The sequence below is a fragment of the Corynebacterium meridianum genome (assembly GCF_016342265.1).
GTDB classification, from domain to species: Bacteria; Actinomycetota; Actinomycetes; order Mycobacteriales; family Mycobacteriaceae; genus Corynebacterium; species Corynebacterium meridianum.
The window spans coordinates 434,878-453,098 of the sequence record NZ_JAEIOS010000013.1; the positions used below are offsets into that span (position 1 = coordinate 434,878).

20 protein-coding genes are annotated in these 18,221 nt (G+C 66.1%); 15 read left to right on the forward strand and 5 right to left on the reverse strand.

Annotated features, from left to right (window positions below):
- Nucleotides 1-3 precede the first annotated feature (3 nt).
- From JDV75_RS09835 to JDV75_RS09855, 5 genes are read right to left on the reverse strand one after another with little or no spacing between them, the layout of a single operon-like run.
- Entirely contained in the window at nucleotides 4-237 is a 234-nt protein-coding gene (locus tag JDV75_RS09835; protein WP_198739037.1) for a phosphopantetheine-binding protein, read from the reverse strand.
- The gene (locus tag JDV75_RS09840; RefSeq protein WP_198739038.1) at nucleotides 234-1,880 is read right to left on the reverse strand and encodes a (2,3-dihydroxybenzoyl)adenylate synthase; all 1,647 of its coding nucleotides are present in this window, start codon (nucleotides 1,878-1,880) and stop codon (nucleotides 234-236) included. The genes JDV75_RS09835 and JDV75_RS09840 overlap by 4 nt, the downstream gene beginning before the upstream one ends.
- Complete coding sequence (locus tag JDV75_RS09845) at nucleotides 1,870-2,985, reverse strand: isochorismate synthase (RefSeq protein WP_198739039.1); 1,116 nt, start codon at nucleotides 2,983-2,985, stop codon at nucleotides 1,870-1,872. Before JDV75_RS09845 ends, JDV75_RS09840 begins: the two co-directional genes overlap by 11 nt.
- Nucleotides 2,978-3,634 (reverse strand): isochorismatase family protein, encoded by a 657-nt coding sequence (locus tag JDV75_RS09850; protein WP_198739040.1) that lies wholly within the window; start codon nucleotides 3,632-3,634, stop codon nucleotides 2,978-2,980. Before JDV75_RS09850 ends, JDV75_RS09845 begins: the two co-directional genes overlap by 8 nt.
- Nucleotides 3,635-3,682: 48 nt before the next feature.
- On the reverse strand, nucleotides 3,683-4,411 hold the full coding sequence (locus JDV75_RS09855; RefSeq protein ID WP_198739041.1) for an SDR family oxidoreductase: 729 nt from the start codon (nucleotides 4,409-4,411) through the stop codon (nucleotides 3,683-3,685).
- Nucleotides 4,412-4,738: 327 nt separating this feature from the next.
- On the opposite strand from JDV75_RS09855, the gene JDV75_RS09860 reads away from it, so the two are divergent.
- The 15 genes from JDV75_RS09860 to JDV75_RS09930 all read left to right on the forward strand — a co-directional run bounded on the left by JDV75_RS09860 (nucleotide 4,739) and on the right by JDV75_RS09930 (nucleotide 18,211).
- A complete protein-coding gene (locus JDV75_RS09860; RefSeq protein ID WP_198739042.1) occupies nucleotides 4,739-5,680 on the forward strand; it encodes a methionyl-tRNA formyltransferase in 942 nt (313 codons plus the stop codon).
- Between the two features lie 44 nt (nucleotides 5,681-5,724).
- The gene (locus JDV75_RS09865) at nucleotides 5,725-7,359 is read left to right on the forward strand and encodes a serine hydrolase (RefSeq protein WP_198739043.1); all 1,635 of its coding nucleotides are present in this window, start codon (nucleotides 5,725-5,727) and stop codon (nucleotides 7,357-7,359) included.
- Between the two features lie 164 nt (nucleotides 7,360-7,523).
- Complete coding sequence (locus JDV75_RS09870) at nucleotides 7,524-8,561, forward strand: sugar ABC transporter substrate-binding protein (protein ID WP_418884396.1); 1,038 nt, start codon at nucleotides 7,524-7,526, stop codon at nucleotides 8,559-8,561.
- Nucleotides 8,558-9,646: an ABC transporter permease gene (locus tag JDV75_RS09875; RefSeq protein ID WP_198739044.1), complete on the forward strand. Its 1,089-nt coding sequence runs from the start codon at nucleotides 8,558-8,560 to the stop codon at nucleotides 9,644-9,646. The genes JDV75_RS09870 and JDV75_RS09875 overlap by 4 nt, the downstream gene beginning before the upstream one ends.
- Entirely contained in the window at nucleotides 9,647-10,468 is an 822-nt protein-coding gene (locus JDV75_RS09880) for an ATP-binding cassette domain-containing protein (RefSeq protein ID WP_198739045.1), read from the forward strand.
- Between the two features lie 105 nt (nucleotides 10,469-10,573).
- Nucleotides 10,574-11,800, forward strand: a complete 1,227-nt coding sequence (locus JDV75_RS09885) for an acid phosphatase (RefSeq protein WP_198739046.1) — start codon at nucleotides 10,574-10,576, stop codon at nucleotides 11,798-11,800.
- 364 nt (nucleotides 11,801-12,164) lie between these two features.
- Nucleotides 12,165-12,563 (forward strand): 30S ribosomal protein S8, encoded by a 399-nt coding sequence (gene rpsH, locus JDV75_RS09890; protein ID WP_198739047.1) that lies wholly within the window; start codon nucleotides 12,165-12,167, stop codon nucleotides 12,561-12,563.
- A gap of 17 nt (nucleotides 12,564-12,580) precedes the next feature.
- A complete protein-coding gene (gene rplF / locus JDV75_RS09895; RefSeq protein ID WP_198739048.1) occupies nucleotides 12,581-13,117 on the forward strand; it encodes a 50S ribosomal protein L6 in 537 nt (178 codons plus the stop codon).
- On the forward strand, nucleotides 13,117-13,518 hold the full coding sequence (gene rplR, locus JDV75_RS09900; protein WP_198739049.1) for a 50S ribosomal protein L18: 402 nt from the start codon (nucleotides 13,117-13,119) through the stop codon (nucleotides 13,516-13,518). The genes rplF and rplR overlap by 1 nt, the downstream gene beginning before the upstream one ends.
- A 40-nt stretch (nucleotides 13,519-13,558) precedes the next feature.
- Entirely contained in the window at nucleotides 13,559-14,206 is a 648-nt protein-coding gene (gene rpsE / locus JDV75_RS09905) for a 30S ribosomal protein S5 (RefSeq protein WP_198739050.1), read from the forward strand.
- Between the two features lie 3 nt (nucleotides 14,207-14,209).
- Entirely contained in the window at nucleotides 14,210-14,395 is a 186-nt protein-coding gene (gene rpmD / locus JDV75_RS09910) for a 50S ribosomal protein L30 (protein ID WP_198734927.1), read from the forward strand.
- Between the two features lie 8 nt (nucleotides 14,396-14,403).
- Nucleotides 14,404-14,856 (forward strand): 50S ribosomal protein L15, encoded by a 453-nt coding sequence (gene rplO / locus JDV75_RS09915; protein WP_198734926.1) that lies wholly within the window; start codon nucleotides 14,404-14,406, stop codon nucleotides 14,854-14,856.
- 388 nt (nucleotides 14,857-15,244) lie between these two features.
- A complete protein-coding gene (locus JDV75_RS09920; RefSeq protein WP_198739051.1) occupies nucleotides 15,245-16,048 on the forward strand; it encodes a TSUP family transporter in 804 nt (267 codons plus the stop codon).
- 301 nt (nucleotides 16,049-16,349) lie between these two features.
- On the forward strand, nucleotides 16,350-17,669 hold the full coding sequence (gene secY, locus JDV75_RS09925; protein WP_198739052.1) for a preprotein translocase subunit SecY: 1,320 nt from the start codon (nucleotides 16,350-16,352) through the stop codon (nucleotides 17,667-17,669).
- A complete protein-coding gene (locus JDV75_RS09930; RefSeq protein ID WP_198739053.1) occupies nucleotides 17,666-18,211 on the forward strand; it encodes an adenylate kinase in 546 nt (181 codons plus the stop codon). Before secY ends, JDV75_RS09930 begins: the two co-directional genes overlap by 4 nt.
- Nucleotides 18,212-18,221: the final 10 nt, after the last annotated feature.

Consider the following 18,221-nt stretch of genomic DNA (forward strand, 5'->3'; position numbering starts at 1 on the left):
TTTCTACCTGGTGAGCGCGGTGATCCACCCGTTGAGCGTGGGCAGTGCCATGAGCTCCTGGAAATCGACGTTCACGCCGTCGGCCCGCCAGTTCTCCACAAGGGTCACCGCACGCAGTGAATCGAGGCCCAGTTCGGTGAGAGGGGTATCGGGTTCCACGGTGGACGGATCGAGGTCGAGAATTTCGGCGATGTCACGGGTGATGCGGTCACCGGTGAGTTCGGGTTGTGTGCTCATGGTTCGGTTTCTCCTGTGGTGTGGTCTTGGTTCAGAGTGTCTGCGAGGCGACGGCGGAGGGCCTTCCGGCTGATCTTGCCCACCCCGGTGAGCGGGAATCCGGTGTCGAACTCGTAGCGGTCGGGTAGCTTGTATCCGGCCAGACCCCGACGGATGAGGAACTCCCGGATCTCCGACACCGGTGGAGGATTCGTGCTGATGATCCAGGCGCAGGAACGTTCCCCCAGGTATTCGTCCGGCACCGCGACGAGCGCGGCGTCGGTGATGTCGGGATGGGCGATGAGATGGTTCTCCACCTCCTCCGCCGAGATTTTCTCCCCACCGCGGTTGATGTGGTCCTTGTCGCGCCCCTCGACGATCAGGTGGCCGGTGGGCAGACGACGCACGATGTCCCCGGTGCGGTAGAAACCGTCGTCGGTGAACGCGCCGGGATCGGCGTCGTGGTGGTAGCGGCGGATGGTGTACGGGCCACGGGTGAGAAGGTGTCCGGGTTCCCCCTCGGGGACTTTCCTGCCCTCGTCGTCGAGGATGAGGATCTCATCGTCGGGGGAGATCGGTCGGCCCTGGGTGCCGGTGACGATGTCCTCGGGATCTTCCGGCCGCGTGTAGTTCACCAGTCCCTCGGCCATCCCGAACACCTGCTGGAGACGGCAGCCGAGAACCGGGGTCACCCGGGCGGCGGCTTCCGGTGGGAACTTCGCCCCGCCGACCTGAAGCACCTCGAGGGTCCGCAGTGAGGCGTCGATCCGTGGACGGAGCGTGAGCCACGTCATCGCCAGTGGCGGGACGGCCGCGGTGATGGTTATGTGCTCCGCGTCGATGAGCCGGAACACCGAGCTCGGTGTGGGGTCGCCGGTGAGGACGACGGTACCGCCTGCCCACAGGGCACCGAGGACGCCGGGTGAACTCATGGTGAAGTTGTGGGACACGGGCAGGACGACCAGCATTCTGGTGTCCGGTCCGAGACCGCAGATCCGGGCCGATTCCCGAACGGAGTAGAGGTAGTCGGCGTGGGAGCGGGGAATGAGCTTCGGGACGCCGGTCGAGCCGCCGGACATCTGGAGGAAAGCGAGCTCCTCGGGAACGGGGTGCGCCCTGGGCGGTACCGGGCCGGGTTCCTGGTGGTCCGCGGCATCGAGGGGTACGAACTCCTCCGGTTCGGCTCCGGCGATGATCACCATCGGGCCGTCGGATATCTCCGCGAGGACGTCGCGGGCCAGCTGCCGGTGGTCGAAGCCCTGGTGGCGGCCGGTAGTGACGAGGGCGACGGCACGGGTTTCCCTGATGAAGTGCGTCAGCTCCACCCGGCGGTGTGCGGGCAGGCTGAAAACCGGACGTGCGCCGAGATGGAACAGGGCGAAGACCGTCCGCAGGAAATCCGGTGTGTTCGGTAGCTGGACGATCACGAAATCCCCGTATCCGATCCCCAGTTGGGCGAAACGGCGTGCGGTCGACTCCGTGGCGGCGAGCAACTCCCGGTAGGTCATCCGGGTCCCGCCGCACACGACGGCCTCGCGGTCCCCGTGGCGATCGGTGACGGAGACCAGGAAATCGGCGAACGTGTCGTCCGTCCAGTACCCGGCGTCCCGGTAGCGGCGAACGAACTCGGTGGGATAGAGGGCAGGGTCATCGTCATGGTGCATTGTGTTTCCTCCGTGTCTCCGTGATGCCCAGCGCGCCGAACACCGGGCCGAATTTGGTGCGTGTCTCCCGGACCTCGGCGGCGGGATCCGAGTCAGCGACGACACCGCCTCCTGCGTGGGCGAACACGGTGCGCCCTCCGGCATCGACGACGGCGCTGCGGATTGTCACGCGCCATTCACCGTCGCCCCCGGGGCCGGTCCATCCCACGGCACCCCCGTAGAATCCGCGGGATGCCTCACATCCCTCGAGCAGCTCCACCGCACGCTGCGTCGGATACCCGGCGACCGCGGGCGTGGGGTGCAGGGCCACCGCGAGTTCGAGCGCCGATGTAGCGGGATCCCGGAGGGTGCCGCGGATCGGTGTCCCCAGGTGCCAGGCGTATGACGTCCGCGTCAGGGAAGGTTTGCGCGGCACCTCCAGCGTCGTGCAGTGGGGGGTCAGGATCCGCCGGATCTCATCGGTGACGAAGGCGTGCTCGTCCAGGTCTTTCGCGGACAGGAGGAGCTCGGTTGCCCTCGCCGCGTCCTGCACCGGATCCTCGGAACGCGGTGCGGTGCCCGCGAGCGGATGGGATTCGACCCGGAGGCCGCGTTTCCGGACGAGTAGTTCGGGGCTGGATCCGACCAGGGTCCGTCCGCGGTTCGCCGCTCCGGCCGCCGACAGATCCACCAGATGTCCCTGGACCTCGGCGGCCCCGGCCAGGAAACGCGACAGCAGCAGCTCGGGGTCGACGATCCCCGACATCCGGAAGGTCAGCTTCCGGGACAGCACGATCTTGGACAGTGCACCACGACGGATGTCGGCCACCGCCCGGGTGATCCTCCGGGCGTGTTCCTCGGCTCCCGGATCCTCGGTGATCGCGGTGACGGCGGGAATGCCCTCCGTCGGGGACGGGGCGGGGGGATCGTCGTCGGCGTCGAGTCGTTCGGGGATGAACAGTGCGGGAGTCTCGTGCGTGTGGAATGGTAGGGCCCCGACGACGGCTGCGCCGTTGGTCGCGTCATCGCGTAGCGCGGATACCGCTTCATCCGTGGTGGCGAACGTTCTCCTGACACCGTGGCCCGTGAGTGTGCGGGAGTCGGCGGCGAACACGAATTCAGGCATCGCGACCGGACGCTCCATCGGTGAGTGCGGAGAGCACCGTTGACGTCCGGAGGGCGACCCCGGCCCGCCTGCCCACCCAGTGCACGGCGTCGTGGTGTTCCGTGGCGGAGAAGTCCGCGACGGCATCCGCGATGATGAACGGCTGCACGTCATTCATGAATGCGTCTGCGGCGCTCACCTGGCAACCCATGTGGGCGTAGACGCCGGTTATCAGCAGCTGATCCCGTCCCGCGAAGGCGAGCGCCTGACGGAGGTCGGTGCGTTCGAAGGCCGAGTAGCGCCATTTTGTCACGCGGTGGTGGGCGGCCCCGGGGCTGAGCTCGGGGATCACCGCGGCCTCATCGTCGTCCGCTATGCCCGTGCCCCAGAAGTCCGTCAGCAGGCCGCGACGTTCTGGAGCCTGCGCCGGGGGCTGAACGGAGTAGAAGACCGGGGCCCCCACGGCATCGAAGGCGTCGATGAGCCTCCGGATGTTCGGTACCACCGTCGAGACCGGTTCCCGGGTGCGGTCGAAGGCCCGCAGGAAATAGTTCTGCATGTCGTGGACGAGCAGCGCCGCGCGCTTCCCGTTCGGTCGCCAGTCGACGACGGGTCCCGGGAGTGGCCCGGTGTCGGCGAGCGGGTACGGGGCGATGCGGGGAATGGCCATGGTGTGTGACTCCTCGATGATGATCGGCGTTCTGCGGGGCAGCTCGGGTCAGGCGTCGAGCGTGGCGCCACCGTCGATTCGCAGGTCGTGCATGGTGATGTGCCGGGATGTGGGGGAGAGCAGATACAGGCAGGCCTCGGCGACGTCGGTGGGTTGTGCGAGGCGCTTCAGGGGGATACCCAGACGGAACTTCTCCGGTGTTCCCGCGATGACGTCCGCTCCCCGGTCCTCGCCCTCCGGCCACATCCCCCGGAGCATGGATGTGTCGGTCGATCCCGGGGTGACGATGTTGCAGCGGACCCCGTGCGGCGCACACTCCAGGCCGAGGGTGCGGAGCCAGGACGTCGCCGCAGCTTTCGAGGCACCGTAGGCGGCCATCCCCGAACGCGGTACCGAGCCGGCGTTGGATGTCACCGCGACGATCGATCCGGTCCCACGGGCGGTCATGCGTCGGGCCACCGCGGAGCACACCGCGACGACACCCATCAGGTTCACCTCGAGCGACCGGTGCAGCGCGTTTACGTCCGGGTTGAGTGCGGAGTCGGGATGGAGAATGCCGGCGGTGTGCACCAGGCCGCTGACCGGTGTCCGGGCGTCGAGCTCCCGTACCGCGGTTTCGACGGCCCGGGTGTCGGTGACATCGTGTTCCGGCAGGTCCCAGGGAGTGACGGTGAAACCCCGTGCTTCGAGGAGCCCAACGACGGCGGTCCCGATGCCGCCGTGGGCGCCCGTGACGAGAATGTGCTGGGAGCTGTTCGGACTCGGATCCTTGGACATGGCGTGGACCAGTGACCCCTTTCCCGGTGTGTGGAAGGCCGAATCGGATATTAGGTGAGGCAATACTGTCCCGGGACCAGTGTAGGGATTTTTGTTGTCCGGTTTCCGGGGTCGGTCAGGGGGCGGGGGGAAGTGCGGTAGCCCTCCCCGGGGAATCCCCATCTTGATGCTCCCGGCGTCCGGGCGTGAGGTGTCTCAACGGTGGCGGGAATCACTCCGTTCCGATGGTTGCGGGGGCTGCGGGAGAGGTCTGGAGGTGCTCCGCTACGATGACCGTCGTTAAGGCTTCCCTCATCTTCGCTCACCGGAAAGAGGTCTGATTCGGGCATGCGCGTCATTTTCACCGGTTTCGCCACCTTCGGCTACCGTTCCATCACCGCCCTCGCCGACAGTGGCCACGAGATCGTGCTCGTCTGCACCCAGCCGCCGATCGACGACCCCTACTACGCCGGAATGGATGAGGATGTCGCAGCTTTCGCCCGGCGGCGCGGAATCCCGGTGATTGAGACGAAGCGCCTCGACGGTGCCGCCGCGGAGGCGGTCCGCGGGGCGGACGCGGATCTCATGGTGGTGACGAACTGGACGTCTGTGATCGCGCGGGACGTGTACGACGCCCCGCGTCTGGGTACGCTCAACATCCACGACTCCCTGCTGCCGAAGTATGCGGGGTTCGGGGCGCCGAACTGGGCGTTGATCAACGACGAGTCCGAGGTCGGTGTCACCGGACACCTGATGGCGGAGGGCTTCGACACCGGCCCCATCGTCGCCCAGCGCGCCACCCGGGTCACGGACTCCGATGACGCGCTGACGCTGACCAACCGGTGTCTGGATCTGGTCGGGCCGGTCCTGCGGGACTCTCTCGACGCCCTCGACGCCGGGAGGGAGCCGACGCCGCAGGATCCCGAACAGTGGACCTACTTCCACCGGCGTCGTCCCGCGGACTGCGGCGTCGACTTCTCTCTCGGTGCCCGCGCGGTGTTCAATCTCGTGCGGGCCAGCTGTGACCCCTTCTTCAACGCGTGGGCGTACCTCGGGGATCAGTTGATCTACCTCATCGACGTCGAGGTCAGTCCCATGCGGTTCGGTGGAACCCCGGGACGGGTGGTGACCGACGGTGAGCACATCGTCGTCGTCGCGGGTCCCGCGGCACACACCGGCCGGGAGCACGGCGTGCAGATCAACCGGATCCGGCTGGCGGACGGGACCGACATCGACAATCCGGGGCGGATCATCCGCCCGGGGATGTACCTGCGTCCGGCGGCGGGATAGGCAGGTTCGTTGACATACCTCTAGGGGTCTGGAGCTCTAGAGGTATGTCAAACCAGTGTCTCTCAAGAACCCTGACCGCGGCCATTCTCTGCGGCGCAGTGGCCCTGGGATCCTGCGCCACGACCCCGGAATCGGGGTCGACACCATCCACGACCGCCTGCCCCCGGATCGGCACCGGCAGCGACGCCGACCTGACCACCACCCGGGGGTGGATCGCCCATCTCGCGGCCCACCCGGACGACACCGCCCTCGTCATCATCCCCGATGCCGCCACCCCGGACGGCACCGGCACCGTGCGGAAGAAGGCCGACACACCGCTGGACGTCGCCTCCGCGGCGAAGATCATCCACCTGCTGGCCTACGCCGACGCCGTCGCCGACGGCACCCTCCGACCCGACACACAGGTGCCGGTCGCCGAGTGGGAGGCCTTCTACCTGCCCCTCGACGGCGGTGCGCACGCCGCCGCACTCGACCGGCTGGGCATAGACTCCCGGGAACCGTCCCCGGGAGTCGCCGTCGCCTCCGACCCTGACGCCACCGTCGCACTGGACGACCTCGTCAGCGCGATGATCGTCGAGTCCGACAACGCCGCCGCGGACTGGCTCGCGGAGGAGCTCGGATCCGACACCCTGGAAACCGTGGCGGCGGACGCCGGGTGGCGGAACCCCCGCACACCCAACTACCTCGGATCCATGCTCGCCATCCTCGAGCCCGATGTCGCCGACGATCCGGCCGCCGCATCCCGCAGATTCCGGGAGGACCCCGAATGGGCCGCCGACATCCTCCGCCGTACACCGGGTGGGTACGCCGTGCAACGGGACATCCTCCGTGGAACCGCGACCGCCACCGCCGGCGAACTCGCCGCCGTCTACACGGAACTCGCCACCGGTGGCGGTGGTACCGCGGGTGACGTCGCGCCGCCACCTGGAGCACACCGACCCCGACGGGTACACCGCGATCGGGCACAAGGGCGGCAACCTGCCGGGGGTGCTGGCCGACGCCATGGAGATCCGACGCGAGGACGGGACCGCGGCAGTGGCCGTCCTGATCACCAACGACGTGCCCGAAGAAGGAAACGCCGATGCTCTGCGTGCCTTCGCCTGGCAGGACCTGATGCTGCAGGCGGTCGACAATCGGGAGGTGCTCGACCGGCTAACGTGTGGAGAATGACTGAAGCACAGGAACTCGCGGATCTCCGGAGACGCGTCACCGACCTTGAGTCGCGCGTACGGAAGCTCGAGAATCCCGGAACCCCGGAGGCACCGCCCACGGACGGGGAGGGGGCGATCAGCGGGACCGTCCGATACAGCGGCGAACTGACTGTGCCGGATCAGCTCCGGTGGACGATCACACTCGACGCCGACGCCGCACGCGTCCTGCCGCGAGACAGGATCGCGGACATTCTCACCGCGGTGTCCAGCCCAGCCCGGATACACATACTGCAGGAACTGCTCGCCGGACCGGCAACCTCGAAAAAGCTCCAGGAAATCCTCGGCTACAGCTCACCGGGGCCGCTCTACCACCACCTCAAGCCACTGCAGGCGGCCGGGATCGTGGAGCGCGACACGGACGGGAGAAACCACATCCCGGCGTCCCGGGTCGTACCCCTGCTCATCCTGATGGCCACGGCCGGTGACATCGCCGGCGAGTTCAACGTCACAACCACGGGGCGCCGGTAACGGTGTGGGGATGAACCCGAACGGGCCGGCGGTGCCGCTTCCGGTGAAAATTCTTTCGCTCTTCTCCTGCTGGTCATGTTCACTGAATCGGTAAATACGCAGTTCAGACAGCTTGTTTTTGGTTTCGCGGGTGCGTTCAATGACTCATTGTGAAACTCAAAGACCTGTCCACGCTGTTCTCCCGTGACCGCGCCACCCGCACCCGTCCCGCACGTCGGGTCTCCGCGGTCGCCGTAACCTTCACCGCAGGAGCGCTCGCGCTCGCGTCCTGCTCCTCAACGGGCGGAGCCCCGGAATCCGGTTCGGACTCCGCAGGCGGTGGGACCGTCGACACGCCCCGCGCGGTCGTCGCGATGGTGAGCCACGGGGCTCCCGGTGACACCTTCTGGGATCTCGTGCGCAAGGGCGCGGAGGACGCCGCGAAGAAGGACAACATCGAGCTGCGGTACTCCTCGGACCCCCAGGCGCCGAACCAGGCGAACCTCGTCCAGTCCGCGATCGACGCCGACGTCGACGGTATCGCCGTGACACTGCCCAACGCCGAGGCCATCGGGCCGGCCGCGAAGAAGGCCGTGGACGCGGGGATCCCCGTAGTCGGCCTCAACGCCGGCATGAACGACTACACCGACTACGGGATGTCCGCCTTCTTCGGGCAGGACGAATCCATCGCCGGTGAACTCGCCGGTGAACGGCTCGCCGACGACGGTGCCAAGAAGGTCCTCTGCGTCATCCATGAGCAGGGCAACTCATCCCAGGAGGCCCGCTGCGGCGGCATCAAGAAGGGCCTCGGGAATTCCGGGGACATGGAGATCCTCTACGTCAACGGAATGGACATGACCTCGGTCGCCTCCACCGTCCAGGCGAAGCTCGCCCAGGATCCCTCCATCGACTGGATCATGGGCCTGGTCGCACCGGTGGCGATCACCAGCATCGACGCGGCGAAGGACGCGGGCAGCGACGCGAAGATCGCCACCTTCGACACCAACGCCGAACTGGTCAAGGCCATCAAGGACGGCACCATCGAATGGGCGATCGACCAGCAGCCCTACGTGCAGGGCTACCTCGCGGTGGACGCCATCTGGCTCGCGATCCGCAACGGGTCGACCCTCGGCGGCGGCAAGCCGGTACTCACCGGTCCCTCATTCGTCGACGCCAAGAACGTCGACTCCATCGCCGACGCCGCAGCAGAAGGTCTTCGATGATTCGTGGGCAAACCCCCACCGGCGACACGACCGCGACGACCCCGGACGCCGCTACGCCGGTGAACGGTCCGGCCGACGACCGGCTCCGGGAGCGGACGGTATTCGACCGGTTCATCCGCCGCCCCGAGCTGGCGAGCCTCGTCGGTGCGGCCATCATCTTCACCCTCTTCATGATCGTGGCCCCGCCGTTCCGCACACCCGACGCTTTCGCCACCGTGCTCTATGCGTCATCGACGATGGGCATCATGGCGCTCGCCGTCGGCATGCTCATGATCGGCGACGAGTTCGATCTATCCTCGGGTGTGGCGGTCACCTCCGCCGCGCTCGCCGCCGCGATGCTGAATTACCACCTTCACCTCAACTCCTGGGTCGGTGTGTTCCTCTCCCTCGGAACCGCGCTGGCGATCGGGGCCCTCAACGGATTCCTGGTCACCCGCACCGGTATCCCCTCGTTTTTGATCACCCTCTCGGTGTTCCTCATGCTCCAGGGGCTCAACCTCGCGCTGACGAAGCTCATCGCCGGACAGGTGGCCACCCACTCCATCGGTGACATGGACGGCTTCAGCTCGGCGAAGGTCATCTTCGCGAGCTCCGTCAGCATCGGCGGGGTGAACGTCAAGGTGACGGTGTTCTGGTGGCTGCTGTTCGTCGCGATCGCGAGCTACATCCTGTACAAGACACGCTTCGGCAACTGGGTGTTCGCGGTCGGTGGCGACAAGGCCGCGGCAGAGGCCGTCGGTGTGCCGGTGCGCAGGGTGAAGATCGTGCTGTTCATGTTCGTGGGTTTCGCCGCCTGGTTCGTCGGGATGCACAACCTGTTCGCCTTCGATTCCATCCAGGCCGGTCAGGGTGTGGGCAACGAGTTCCTCTACATCATCGCGGCGGTGATCGGTGGTTGCGCGCTTACCGGCGGCAAGGGAACCGCGGTGGGGACCGCGATCGGTGCCCTCATCTTCGGAATGACGAACCAGGGGATCGTCTACGCGGGCTGGAACCCCGACTGGTTCAAGTTCTTCCTCGGCGCGATGCTGCTCTTCGCGGTCATCGCCAACCGGACGACGGCAAACTACACGGAGAACAGGTAGATGGACACCACAAAAACCCTGCCGCAGGTCGACGACACCCGCTCCGCGGCCCCTGAAAGCCCCATCGTCGAACTGCGGGACGTCGCCAAATCCTACGGTGCCTTCAATGCCCTGTCCGGAGTCAATCTCACCGTCCGTGCCGGGGAGGTCACCTGCATCCTCGGTGACAACGGCGCCGGTAAATCCACGCTGATCAAGATCCTCTCCGGGCTCCACCCCGCCACCTCCGGTCAGGTGGTCATCGACGGGGAGGTCGCGAATTTCCGCGGACCGAAGGACGCCCTCGACGCAGGTATCGCCACCGTGTACCAGGACCTCGCGGTCGTCGGCAGCATGCCCGTCTGGCGGAACTTCTTCCTCGGTCAGGAACTGACCACCGGCCCGTTCGGTCACCTGAGGGCCGCGGAGATGCGCAGGATCACCCGCGAGCAGCTGCTGGAGATGGGCATCGATCTCCCCGACGTGGACGTCCAGGTGAATCAGCTGTCCGGAGGTCAGCGACAGGTCGTGGCCATCGCGCGGGCGATCTACTTCGGTGCCCGGGTGGTCATCCTGGACGAACCCACCGCGGCATTGGGTGTCAAGCAGTCCGGCATGGTCCTGAAGTTCGTCGCCGATGCCCGCGACCGTGGAATCGCGGTCATCCTCATCACCCACAACCCGCACCACGCGTACCTTGTCGGTGACGAATTCGTCGTGCTCGGACTCGGCCGGCAGATACTCGCCGTGAACCGTGCGGACACCAGTATCGACGAGCTCGCCCTCCAGATGGCCGGGGGCGGGGAACTCGACGCTCTCGAACACGAGCTCAAGAGAAGCTGACCACCCCCGGTGTCTCCCCACCGGGGGTGAACGGGCGGTGACGATCCGGTGAGCGTCCCGTGAGATCGCCTCGGCAGTCCCGTGCGCGGCTCTAGACTCACGGGCATGTCCCACCGCCGCCGCGCCGCCGCCACAGTCGCAGTAATCGCATTCACCGCCCTCTGCGCACAACCGGCCCAGGCGATCGATCTGCCGTCCGTCCCCGCGCAGCCCCCCGGGCAGGAAACTCCCGTCCACCATGACGGGGCCCCGGTCCCCGTGTCCTTCGGGCCGCAGGACTACGTGGGATACATCTCGGACGTCAGCTCCCACCCCCATGGCATCTACCTCGACGTGATCGACTCCTTCGCGGAACTCCGGGACAACCCGGACGTGATGAACTCCAACCTCGAACAGGTCATCGCGATCAACGACGCCGCCGCCGGGAACCTCTGGCGTATACAGCGCGCCCAGGCTGATGCCCGTGCCGACCGGGACGGACTCCTCGGCCCCGTCGCCGACGCCCTCGGTCCCGATCTGGCGGTGCACTTCCGCGACGCCCTGGCTGAGAACCGTCTCCCCAAGACCCGGATGCTGCTCGGTGGCGGATGGTTCGCCCGCGCCGGTGGGCCGGCGAGCTCCACGTTCGTGGAGAAGGAGATCTTCGCCAACCCGCGGCCCTTCGTGGTCGCGCCGGAACGCATCACCAGGTACGTCTCCGCGGACCGGAACTTCTACACCACCTCGAAGTCCTTCCCCTCCGGCCACACGAACCAGGCGACGTGGACGACCACCCTGCTCGCGGTGATCCTCCCGGAGTTCGGACCGCAGTTCCTCGCACGCGGATCGGAGGCCGGTGAACACCGTCTGGTTATGGGTGTCCACTATCCGCTCGACGTCATCGGGGGCCGGATGACCGGTACCGCCGCTGCGGCGGACAGGTGGAACGATCCGAAGATGCGGGCCAATCTCCGTGCCGCGGCCGACGAGATTCGGGCGGAACTCGAATGGCGGTGCGGTACCACGCTCGCCGAATGCGCCAAGCGTGGAGGCGCCTACTCCACTGATCCGGTGGGGCAGTACACCCGGCGGATGAACTACGGGTTCACCCCGGTCGGGGACACGTCCTCGCCGATGGTCGTTCCGCAGGCGGCCCCCGACCTGCTGCTCGGGGCATTCCCCGAACTCTCCTACGGGCAGCGGGCGGAGATCCTCCGGCTGACAGCTGGACCGGCGGGTATGCCCCTCGACGAGACCGGCCCGGCCGGTTCCTGGCAGCGGCTGAATCTCGCCGCGGCGATGGCGGCCGAGATCACCGTGACCCCTGACGGACAGGTTCGCCTCCGCGGCTAGTGCACGCCGGGTCCGGGTCACGGCGGACCGGTGGACGGAACGCCACCGACGGGTTGCTTATCAACGCCCAGCTGCGGTAACGTCATCCGCTGGACTTGCGTCCGACCTCGTCGTGCCGTCATGTGCGCCATGATCCGGGGTTGTGCAGGTTCCTTGTGGCAATACCGCCACGAAAACGTACAGACGTTCCACTCCTACTTTGTTGTAGGCCCCCCGCCCGATGGCGTCCATCGGTTACTGCTGGCAGCGAGCCGCACCACTACTAAGTGGTCTGTGGCGACAAGTGGCCAGGGAGAAGATGATAACGCCGGGTGGTCATTAGCGTGATCAGGGGAACCGCAACGAGAAAGGCTACTGGTCTGCCATGACCATGACTGATCCTATCGCCGACATGCTGTCGCGCGTGCGTAACGCGAATAACGCGTTCCACGACACCGTGTCGATGCCGTCCTCGACTCTCAAGGCGAACATCGCCGAGATTCTGAAGCAGGAAGGCTACATCGCCGACTACAGCGTCGAAGATGCGAAGGTGGGCAAGACCCTCTCGCTGACGCTGAAGTACGGTCCGTCCCGCGAGCGCTCCATTGCGGGTGTTCGCCGAGTGTCCAAGCCGGGCCTGCGCGTTTACGCCAAGTCCACCAACCTGCCGCAGGTCCTCGGAGGCCTGGGCGTGGCGATCATCTCCACGTCCCAGGGTCTGCTGACCGATCGTCAGGCTACCGAGAAGGGTGTAGGCGGAGAAGTCCTCGCCTACGTCTGGTAAGGGAGGATTGAGCAACAATGTCGCGTATCGGTAAGAACCCGGTCGCCGTTCCCAACGGCGTGACCGTCACCATCGACGGCCAGGATGTCCAGGTCAAGGGTCCCAAGGGAACCCTGACCCAGACCATCCCGGCTCCGATCACCGTCGCCCAGGGGGAGAACGAGATCATCGTCTCCCGCCCGGACGATCACCGCAAGAGCCGCGCCCTGCACGGCCTGTCCCGCTCGCTGGTCAACAACATGGTTGTCGGCGTCACCGAGGGCTATACCATCAAGATGGAAATCTTCGGTGTCGGTTACCGTGTCCAGGCCAAGGGCAGCAACCTCGAGTTCGCTCTCGGCTACAGCCACCCGATCCTGATCGAAGCTCCGGAGGGTATCACCTTCGCCGTCGACGGCAACACGAAGTTCTCCATCACGGGTATTGACAAGCAGAAGGTCGGCCAGATCGCCGCGAACATCCGCCGCCTGCGCAAGGATGACCCCTACAAGGGTAAGGGCATCCGTTACGCCGGTGAGCAGATCCGCCGCAAGGTCGGAAAGACGGGTAAGTAATGAGCAACACTGCACAGAACAAGCGCCTCCCCATCGGTCGGGACATCTCCACCCGCCGTCGTGTCGCCCGCACGCGCCGTCATGCGCGCCTGCGCAAGCACATGCGTGGAACACCGGAGACCCCGCGTCTCGTGGTGCACCGCACCTCGCGCCACATGCACGTCCAGATCATCGACGACCTGGCGGGCCACACGCTGGCTGCCGCGTCCACGATGGAACCGGAGATCCGTGGTGTCGAGGGCGACAAGAAGGCTCGCGCCGCCAAGGTCGGCACCCTCATCGCCGAGCGTGCGAAGGCCGCCGGCATCGAGGCGGTCAAGTTCGACCGCGCCGGCTACAAGTACCACGGTCGTGTCGCCTCTCTGGCCGACGCAGCCCGCGAAGGTGGTCTGAAGTTCTGATGACCGCTTTCACCAAGATCAACAACGGAAGGATCGCGTAATGCCGGGACGTGAACGGCGTGACGGCGGACGCTCCGCCGACAGCACCACCAACAGCAAAGACAACAACAACCGCAACGATCGCCGCGGCGGAGGACGCCGCGACGACCGTCGCAACCAGCAGCAGGACGAGCGCAACCAGTACATCGAGCGTGTCGTCACCATCAACCGCGTGTCCAAGGTCGTCAAGGGTGGTCGTCGCTTCAGCTTCACCGCTCTCGTGATCGTGGGCGACGGCCAGGGCATGGTCGGTGTCGGTTACGGCAAGGCCAAGGAAGTCCCCGCGGCCATCCAGAAGGGTGCAGAGGAAGCCCGCAAGAACTTCTTCCGCGTCCCGATGATCGCCGGCACCATCACCCACCCGGTCCAGGGCGAGGACGCCGCAGGCATCGTCATGATGCGGCCGGCCGCCCCCGGTACCGGTGTCATCGCCGGTGGCGCAGCACGCCCCGTGCTGGAGTGTGCCGGTGTCCAGGACATTCTCTGCAAGTCCCTGGGCTCCGACAACGCCATCAACGTCGTGCATGCGACCGTCGCCGGTCTGAAGCAGCTGGTCCGCCCCGAAGAGGTCGCGGCCCGCCGTGGCAAGACCCTCGAAGAGGTCACCCCGGCCCGGATGCTGCGCGCTCGCGCAGGCAAGGAGGCTTAACCAATGGCCCTCAAGATCACCCAGCTCAAGGGCACCGTCGGTGCCAAGAAGAACCAGAAGGACTCGCTGCGTACTCTCGGTCTCAAGCGCATCCGCCACTCTGTGGTCCGGCCCGACACCCCTCAGGTGCGCGGACTGGTCAACGTGGTGCGCCACATGGTCGAGGTCGAAGAAGTGGCGGGGGAGTAGGTAGTTAAATGAGCGATCCCATCAAGCTTCACGATCTGCGCCCCGCCAAGGGCGCCAACAAGGCCAAGACCCGTCTCGGTCGAGGCGAGGCCTCCAAGGGCAAGACCGCTGGCCGCGGTACCAAGGGCACCAAGGCCCGCAAGCAGGTTTCGGCGGCGTTCGAGGGCGGCCAGATGCCGCTTCACATGCGCCTGCCGAAGCTGAAGGGCTTCAAGAACCCGGCGAAGGTCACCTTCCAGGTGGTCAACGTCTCGGATCTCGAGAAGGCCTTCCCCGAGGGGGGCGACATCACCGTCGCCGACCTCGTCGCAGCCGGCCTCGTCCGCGCCAAGCAGCCCGTCAAGGTTCTCGGCAACGGCGAAATCAGCGTCAAGGTCAACGTCACCGCCACCAAGTTCTCGAACTCCGCCAAGGAGAAGATCGAGGCCGCAGGTGGTTCCGTGACCGCCGAAGGCAAGTAACACCAGCCTTCACCGGTCGGCGGTCGGGCCCTTCGGGCTCCGGACGTCGACCACATCGAACCCCGCATCTCCGTCGCCGGAGGTGCGGGGTTCTTTGGTCTGGTTGCCAGTTCCCGCCGGTACCGCCGGACGCTGTGGCGGCCCCACGGCACGGACAGAGTGGAACCGGTCGGAAACCCGGTAATCGCATTGCCCAAGCCGCAGGCGATCCCGGTACCGCCCGCGGAGGCAACCTGTCCCGCCGGTGCTACGGACATTTCCGGCACACACTCCCTGCTCCGGGCCGGGAATTGCGTTCTCGTGGTCCCATCGCGCAGATCCGCGGCCTTTGACCTACGCTGTTGTCGAGCTGTCGAGTCATCCGAAACCCCGGGAAGGAAGCCGTGTCGTGAGCCTGCTCGGTGCCGTGGGAGTCGGTGTGCTCGTGGGGACGGTCGTCGGTGCCCTGGGGGCGGGTGGTGGGATCATCGCGGTGCCCGTCCTCACCTACCTTCTCGGACAATCGGAGCATGCCGCGACGAACGGGTCCCTGGTCATCGTCGCATTGACCGCAGCGGCCGCGCTCCCGGGAAAGGCCCTGCGCGGGCAGGTGCGGTGGCGGGACGGCCTCATATTCGGGGGCATGACAACCCTCGGGGCGGTTCCCGGCCGGTTCATCAACGAATTCCTCGATGCAGGGATGCTGTTCGTCTCTTTCTCCGTGTTACTGCTCACCGTTTCCGCGATCATGATCGCCCGTTCGATCAGGGGTCGGGGCAGTGACCCCCACGCGCAAACGGCGTCGGACGTGATGGGGGACCTGGTCGGCGTGCGGCGACGTTCTCTGCTGTTCGTCACCGGAGCGGCGACGGCGACCGGACTGCTGACGGGGATCTTCGGCGTCGGGGGAGGGTTTGCGGTGGTTCCCGTGCTGACGCTGGTCATGGGTTTCGGGGTCCGGGAGGCGACGGGAACCTCTCTACTGGTAATGATCATCGCCGCAGGAGTTTCCGTCGTCACCGGGTCCATCCGCGGATCTTTCGAGGTGGACTGGCTGGTTGTTCTGCTCTTCGCCGGTGGATCCATGATCGGCGGAGTGCTGGCGGGCCCTCTCTCCCAGCGGGCGAAGGCCTCGACACTATCGGCCGCGTTCGGTGTCCTGGTGGGAATCGTCGGGATATTCACACTGGTGAGGACCTTGACGGGTCTCTGACTTAGGCTCGGCTCGGTTGACGTCGCCCCGCGGTGCCCACGGAGTCGGTCCGGGCTCCGTCGGGTACACAACCTAGAACAACCCCTACATGTGTACGCGGCCCCGCCAGCTGGTAGGGTTACGTAGTCGTACAACTTCTGCGCCACTGACCGGCCCGCCCACCAGCGGTTGCCGGGCCCGATGCGGTGCACTGAAGATGAATTTCAATTACCGTTACCTTCTCCATGAAACCGCAGGCCCGATGGCGGGCCGAAGTCCCTTGACGGGGCTTTCTGCGGTGGGGGAGCCAGCAGGAGGATATGTGTCCGCCATCGTCTCGGCATTCAAGGACGCTGATCTACGCAAGAAGATCTTGTTCACCATCGCGATGATCATTCTGTACCGGATCGGCGCCCAGATACCGTCCCCGGGCGTCAATTACGGCGCCATCGCGGGCCGGTTGCGTGATCTAACCCAGGATCAGTCCAGCGTCTACTCGCTGATCAACCTGTTCTCCGGCGGCGCGCTCCTGCAGTTGAGTATCTTCGCGGTGGGCATCATGCCCTACATCACCGCATCCATCATCACGCAGTTGCTGACCGTCGTGATCCCGCACTTCGAGGAGCTCAAGAAGGAGGGGCAGTCCGGGCAGGCGAAGATGACGCAGTACACGCGCTATCTGACGGTCGCGCTGGCGCTGCTCCAGTCCTCGGGCATCGTCGCCCTGGCGGACCGCGGTCAGCTGCTGGGCTCCGGCTTCGAGGTACTCGTGCCGGACCGGAACATCTTCGACCTCATCCTCCTCGTCTTCGTGATGACCTCGGGTGCGGTCCTGCTCATGTGGCTCGGTGAGCTGATGACCGAACGCGGCATCGGCAACGGCATGTCGCTCCTGATCTTCGCGGGTATCGCGACGCGTCTGCCCACCGACGGTGCGGGCATCCTGGCCAGCTCCGGCGGCCTGGTGTTCACGCTCGTGCTCGTCGCGGTCCTGATTCTCGTCGTGGGTGTCGTCTTCATCGAGCAGGGTCAGCGGCGCATCCCGGTCCAGTACGCCAAGCGGATGGTCGGACGCCGGCAGTACGGCGGTACGTCCACGTATCTCCCGCTGAAGGTCAACCAGGGTGGCGTCATCCCGGTCATCTTCGCGTCGTCGATCATCTACGTTCCCGTGCTGATCACCCAGATCATCAACTCGGGCGGAAGCGTCTCCCCCGACAACTGGTGGCAGAACAACGTCATCCAGTATCTGCAGACCCCGTCGTCGTGGCAGTACATCGTCCTGTACTTCACCATGATCATCTTCTTCAGCTACTTCTACGTCTCGGTCCAGTACGACCCCAATGAGCAGGCCGAGAACATGAAGAAGTACGGTGGGTTCATCCCCGGGATCCGTCCCGGCCGACCCACCGCCGAATATCTCGGTTACGTCATGAACCGGCTGCTCTTCGTCGGTGCCCTCTATCTGGGTATCATCGCCGTGCTCCCGAACCTCATGCTCGACCTCGGGGTCGGTACCTCGTCCGGCTCGACGCCGTTCGGCGGTACCGCGATCCTGATTCTCGTGTCCGTCGCCCTGACCACGGTGAAGCAGATCGAAAGCCAGTTGCTGCAGTCCAACTACGAAGGATTCCTCAAATGAGACTCGTTCTCCTCGGTCCCCCCGGTGCAGGCAAGGGCACCCAGGCCGCCATCCTGTCCGAGAAGCTCGGCGTACCGCACATCTCCACCGGAGATCTCTTCCGCGCCAACATCGGCGAGGGCACTCCGCTGGGGCTGGAAGCCAAGAGTTACATCGACGCCGGAAAGCTGGTCCCGACGGACGTCACCGCCCGGATGGTCGAGTCCCGGCTGGCGGAGGCGGATGCCCGCGAGGGCTTCCTCCTCGATGGTTTCCCCCGGACCGTCGAGCAGGCGGAACTGCTCGCCGGCATGCTGGAGAAGTCCGGTCACGAACTTGACGGCGTCGTGCAGTTCAAGGTCGCCGAGGACGTCGTCGTCGAGCGGATGCTCGCCCGCGGTCGTGCCGACGACAACGAGGAGACCATCCGGACACGCCTCGGCGTCTACCGCGATGAGACCGCACCCCTGATCGACCACTACGCCGACGTGATCATCCCGATCGAGGCCGAGGGGTCCGTCGAGGAGATCAACGCCCGCACCATGGCCGCCCTCGAGAAGTAGCGGACATCCC

Excerpts from the sequence above, each read along its gene's own strand:
- rplO (WP_198734926.1), top strand. The coding sequence starts at position 14,404 with ATGAGCGATCCCATCAAGCTTCACGATCTGCGCCCCGCCAAGGGCGCC.
- JDV75_RS09885 (WP_198739046.1), top strand. The coding sequence starts at position 10,574 with ATGTCCCACCGCCGCCGCGCCGCCGCCACAGTCGCAGTAATCGCATTC.
- rpmD (WP_198734927.1), top strand. The coding sequence starts at position 14,210 with ATGGCCCTCAAGATCACCCAGCTCAAGGGCACCGTCGGTGCCAAGAAG.
- JDV75_RS09855 (WP_198739041.1), bottom strand. The coding sequence starts at position 4,411 with ATGTCCAAGGATCCGAGTCCGAACAGCTCCCAGCACATTCTCGTCACG.
- JDV75_RS09835 (WP_198739037.1), bottom strand. The coding sequence starts at position 237 with ATGAGCACACAACCCGAACTCACCGGTGACCGCATCACCCGTGACATC.
- JDV75_RS09880 (WP_198739045.1), top strand. The coding sequence starts at position 9,647 with ATGGACACCACAAAAACCCTGCCGCAGGTCGACGACACCCGCTCCGCG.
- JDV75_RS09930 (WP_198739053.1), top strand. The coding sequence starts at position 17,666 with ATGAGACTCGTTCTCCTCGGTCCCCCCGGTGCAGGCAAGGGCACCCAG.
- JDV75_RS09850 (WP_198739040.1), bottom strand. The coding sequence starts at position 3,634 with ATGGCCATTCCCCGCATCGCCCCGTACCCGCTCGCCGACACCGGGCCA.
- rplR (WP_198739049.1), top strand. The coding sequence starts at position 13,117 with ATGAGCAACACTGCACAGAACAAGCGCCTCCCCATCGGTCGGGACATC.
- rplF (WP_198739048.1), top strand. The coding sequence starts at position 12,581 with ATGTCGCGTATCGGTAAGAACCCGGTCGCCGTTCCCAACGGCGTGACC.
- JDV75_RS09865 (WP_198739043.1), top strand. The coding sequence starts at position 5,725 with ATGTCAAACCAGTGTCTCTCAAGAACCCTGACCGCGGCCATTCTCTGC.
- JDV75_RS09875 (WP_198739044.1), top strand. The coding sequence starts at position 8,558 with ATGATTCGTGGGCAAACCCCCACCGGCGACACGACCGCGACGACCCCG.
- JDV75_RS09860 (WP_198739042.1), top strand. The coding sequence starts at position 4,739 with ATGCGCGTCATTTTCACCGGTTTCGCCACCTTCGGCTACCGTTCCATC.
- rpsH (WP_198739047.1), top strand. The coding sequence starts at position 12,165 with ATGACCATGACTGATCCTATCGCCGACATGCTGTCGCGCGTGCGTAAC.
- rpsE (WP_198739050.1), top strand. The coding sequence starts at position 13,559 with ATGCCGGGACGTGAACGGCGTGACGGCGGACGCTCCGCCGACAGCACC.
- JDV75_RS09845 (WP_198739039.1), bottom strand. The coding sequence starts at position 2,985 with ATGCCTGAATTCGTGTTCGCCGCCGACTCCCGCACACTCACGGGCCAC.
- JDV75_RS09840 (WP_198739038.1), bottom strand. The coding sequence starts at position 1,880 with ATGCACCATGACGATGACCCTGCCCTCTATCCCACCGAGTTCGTTCGC.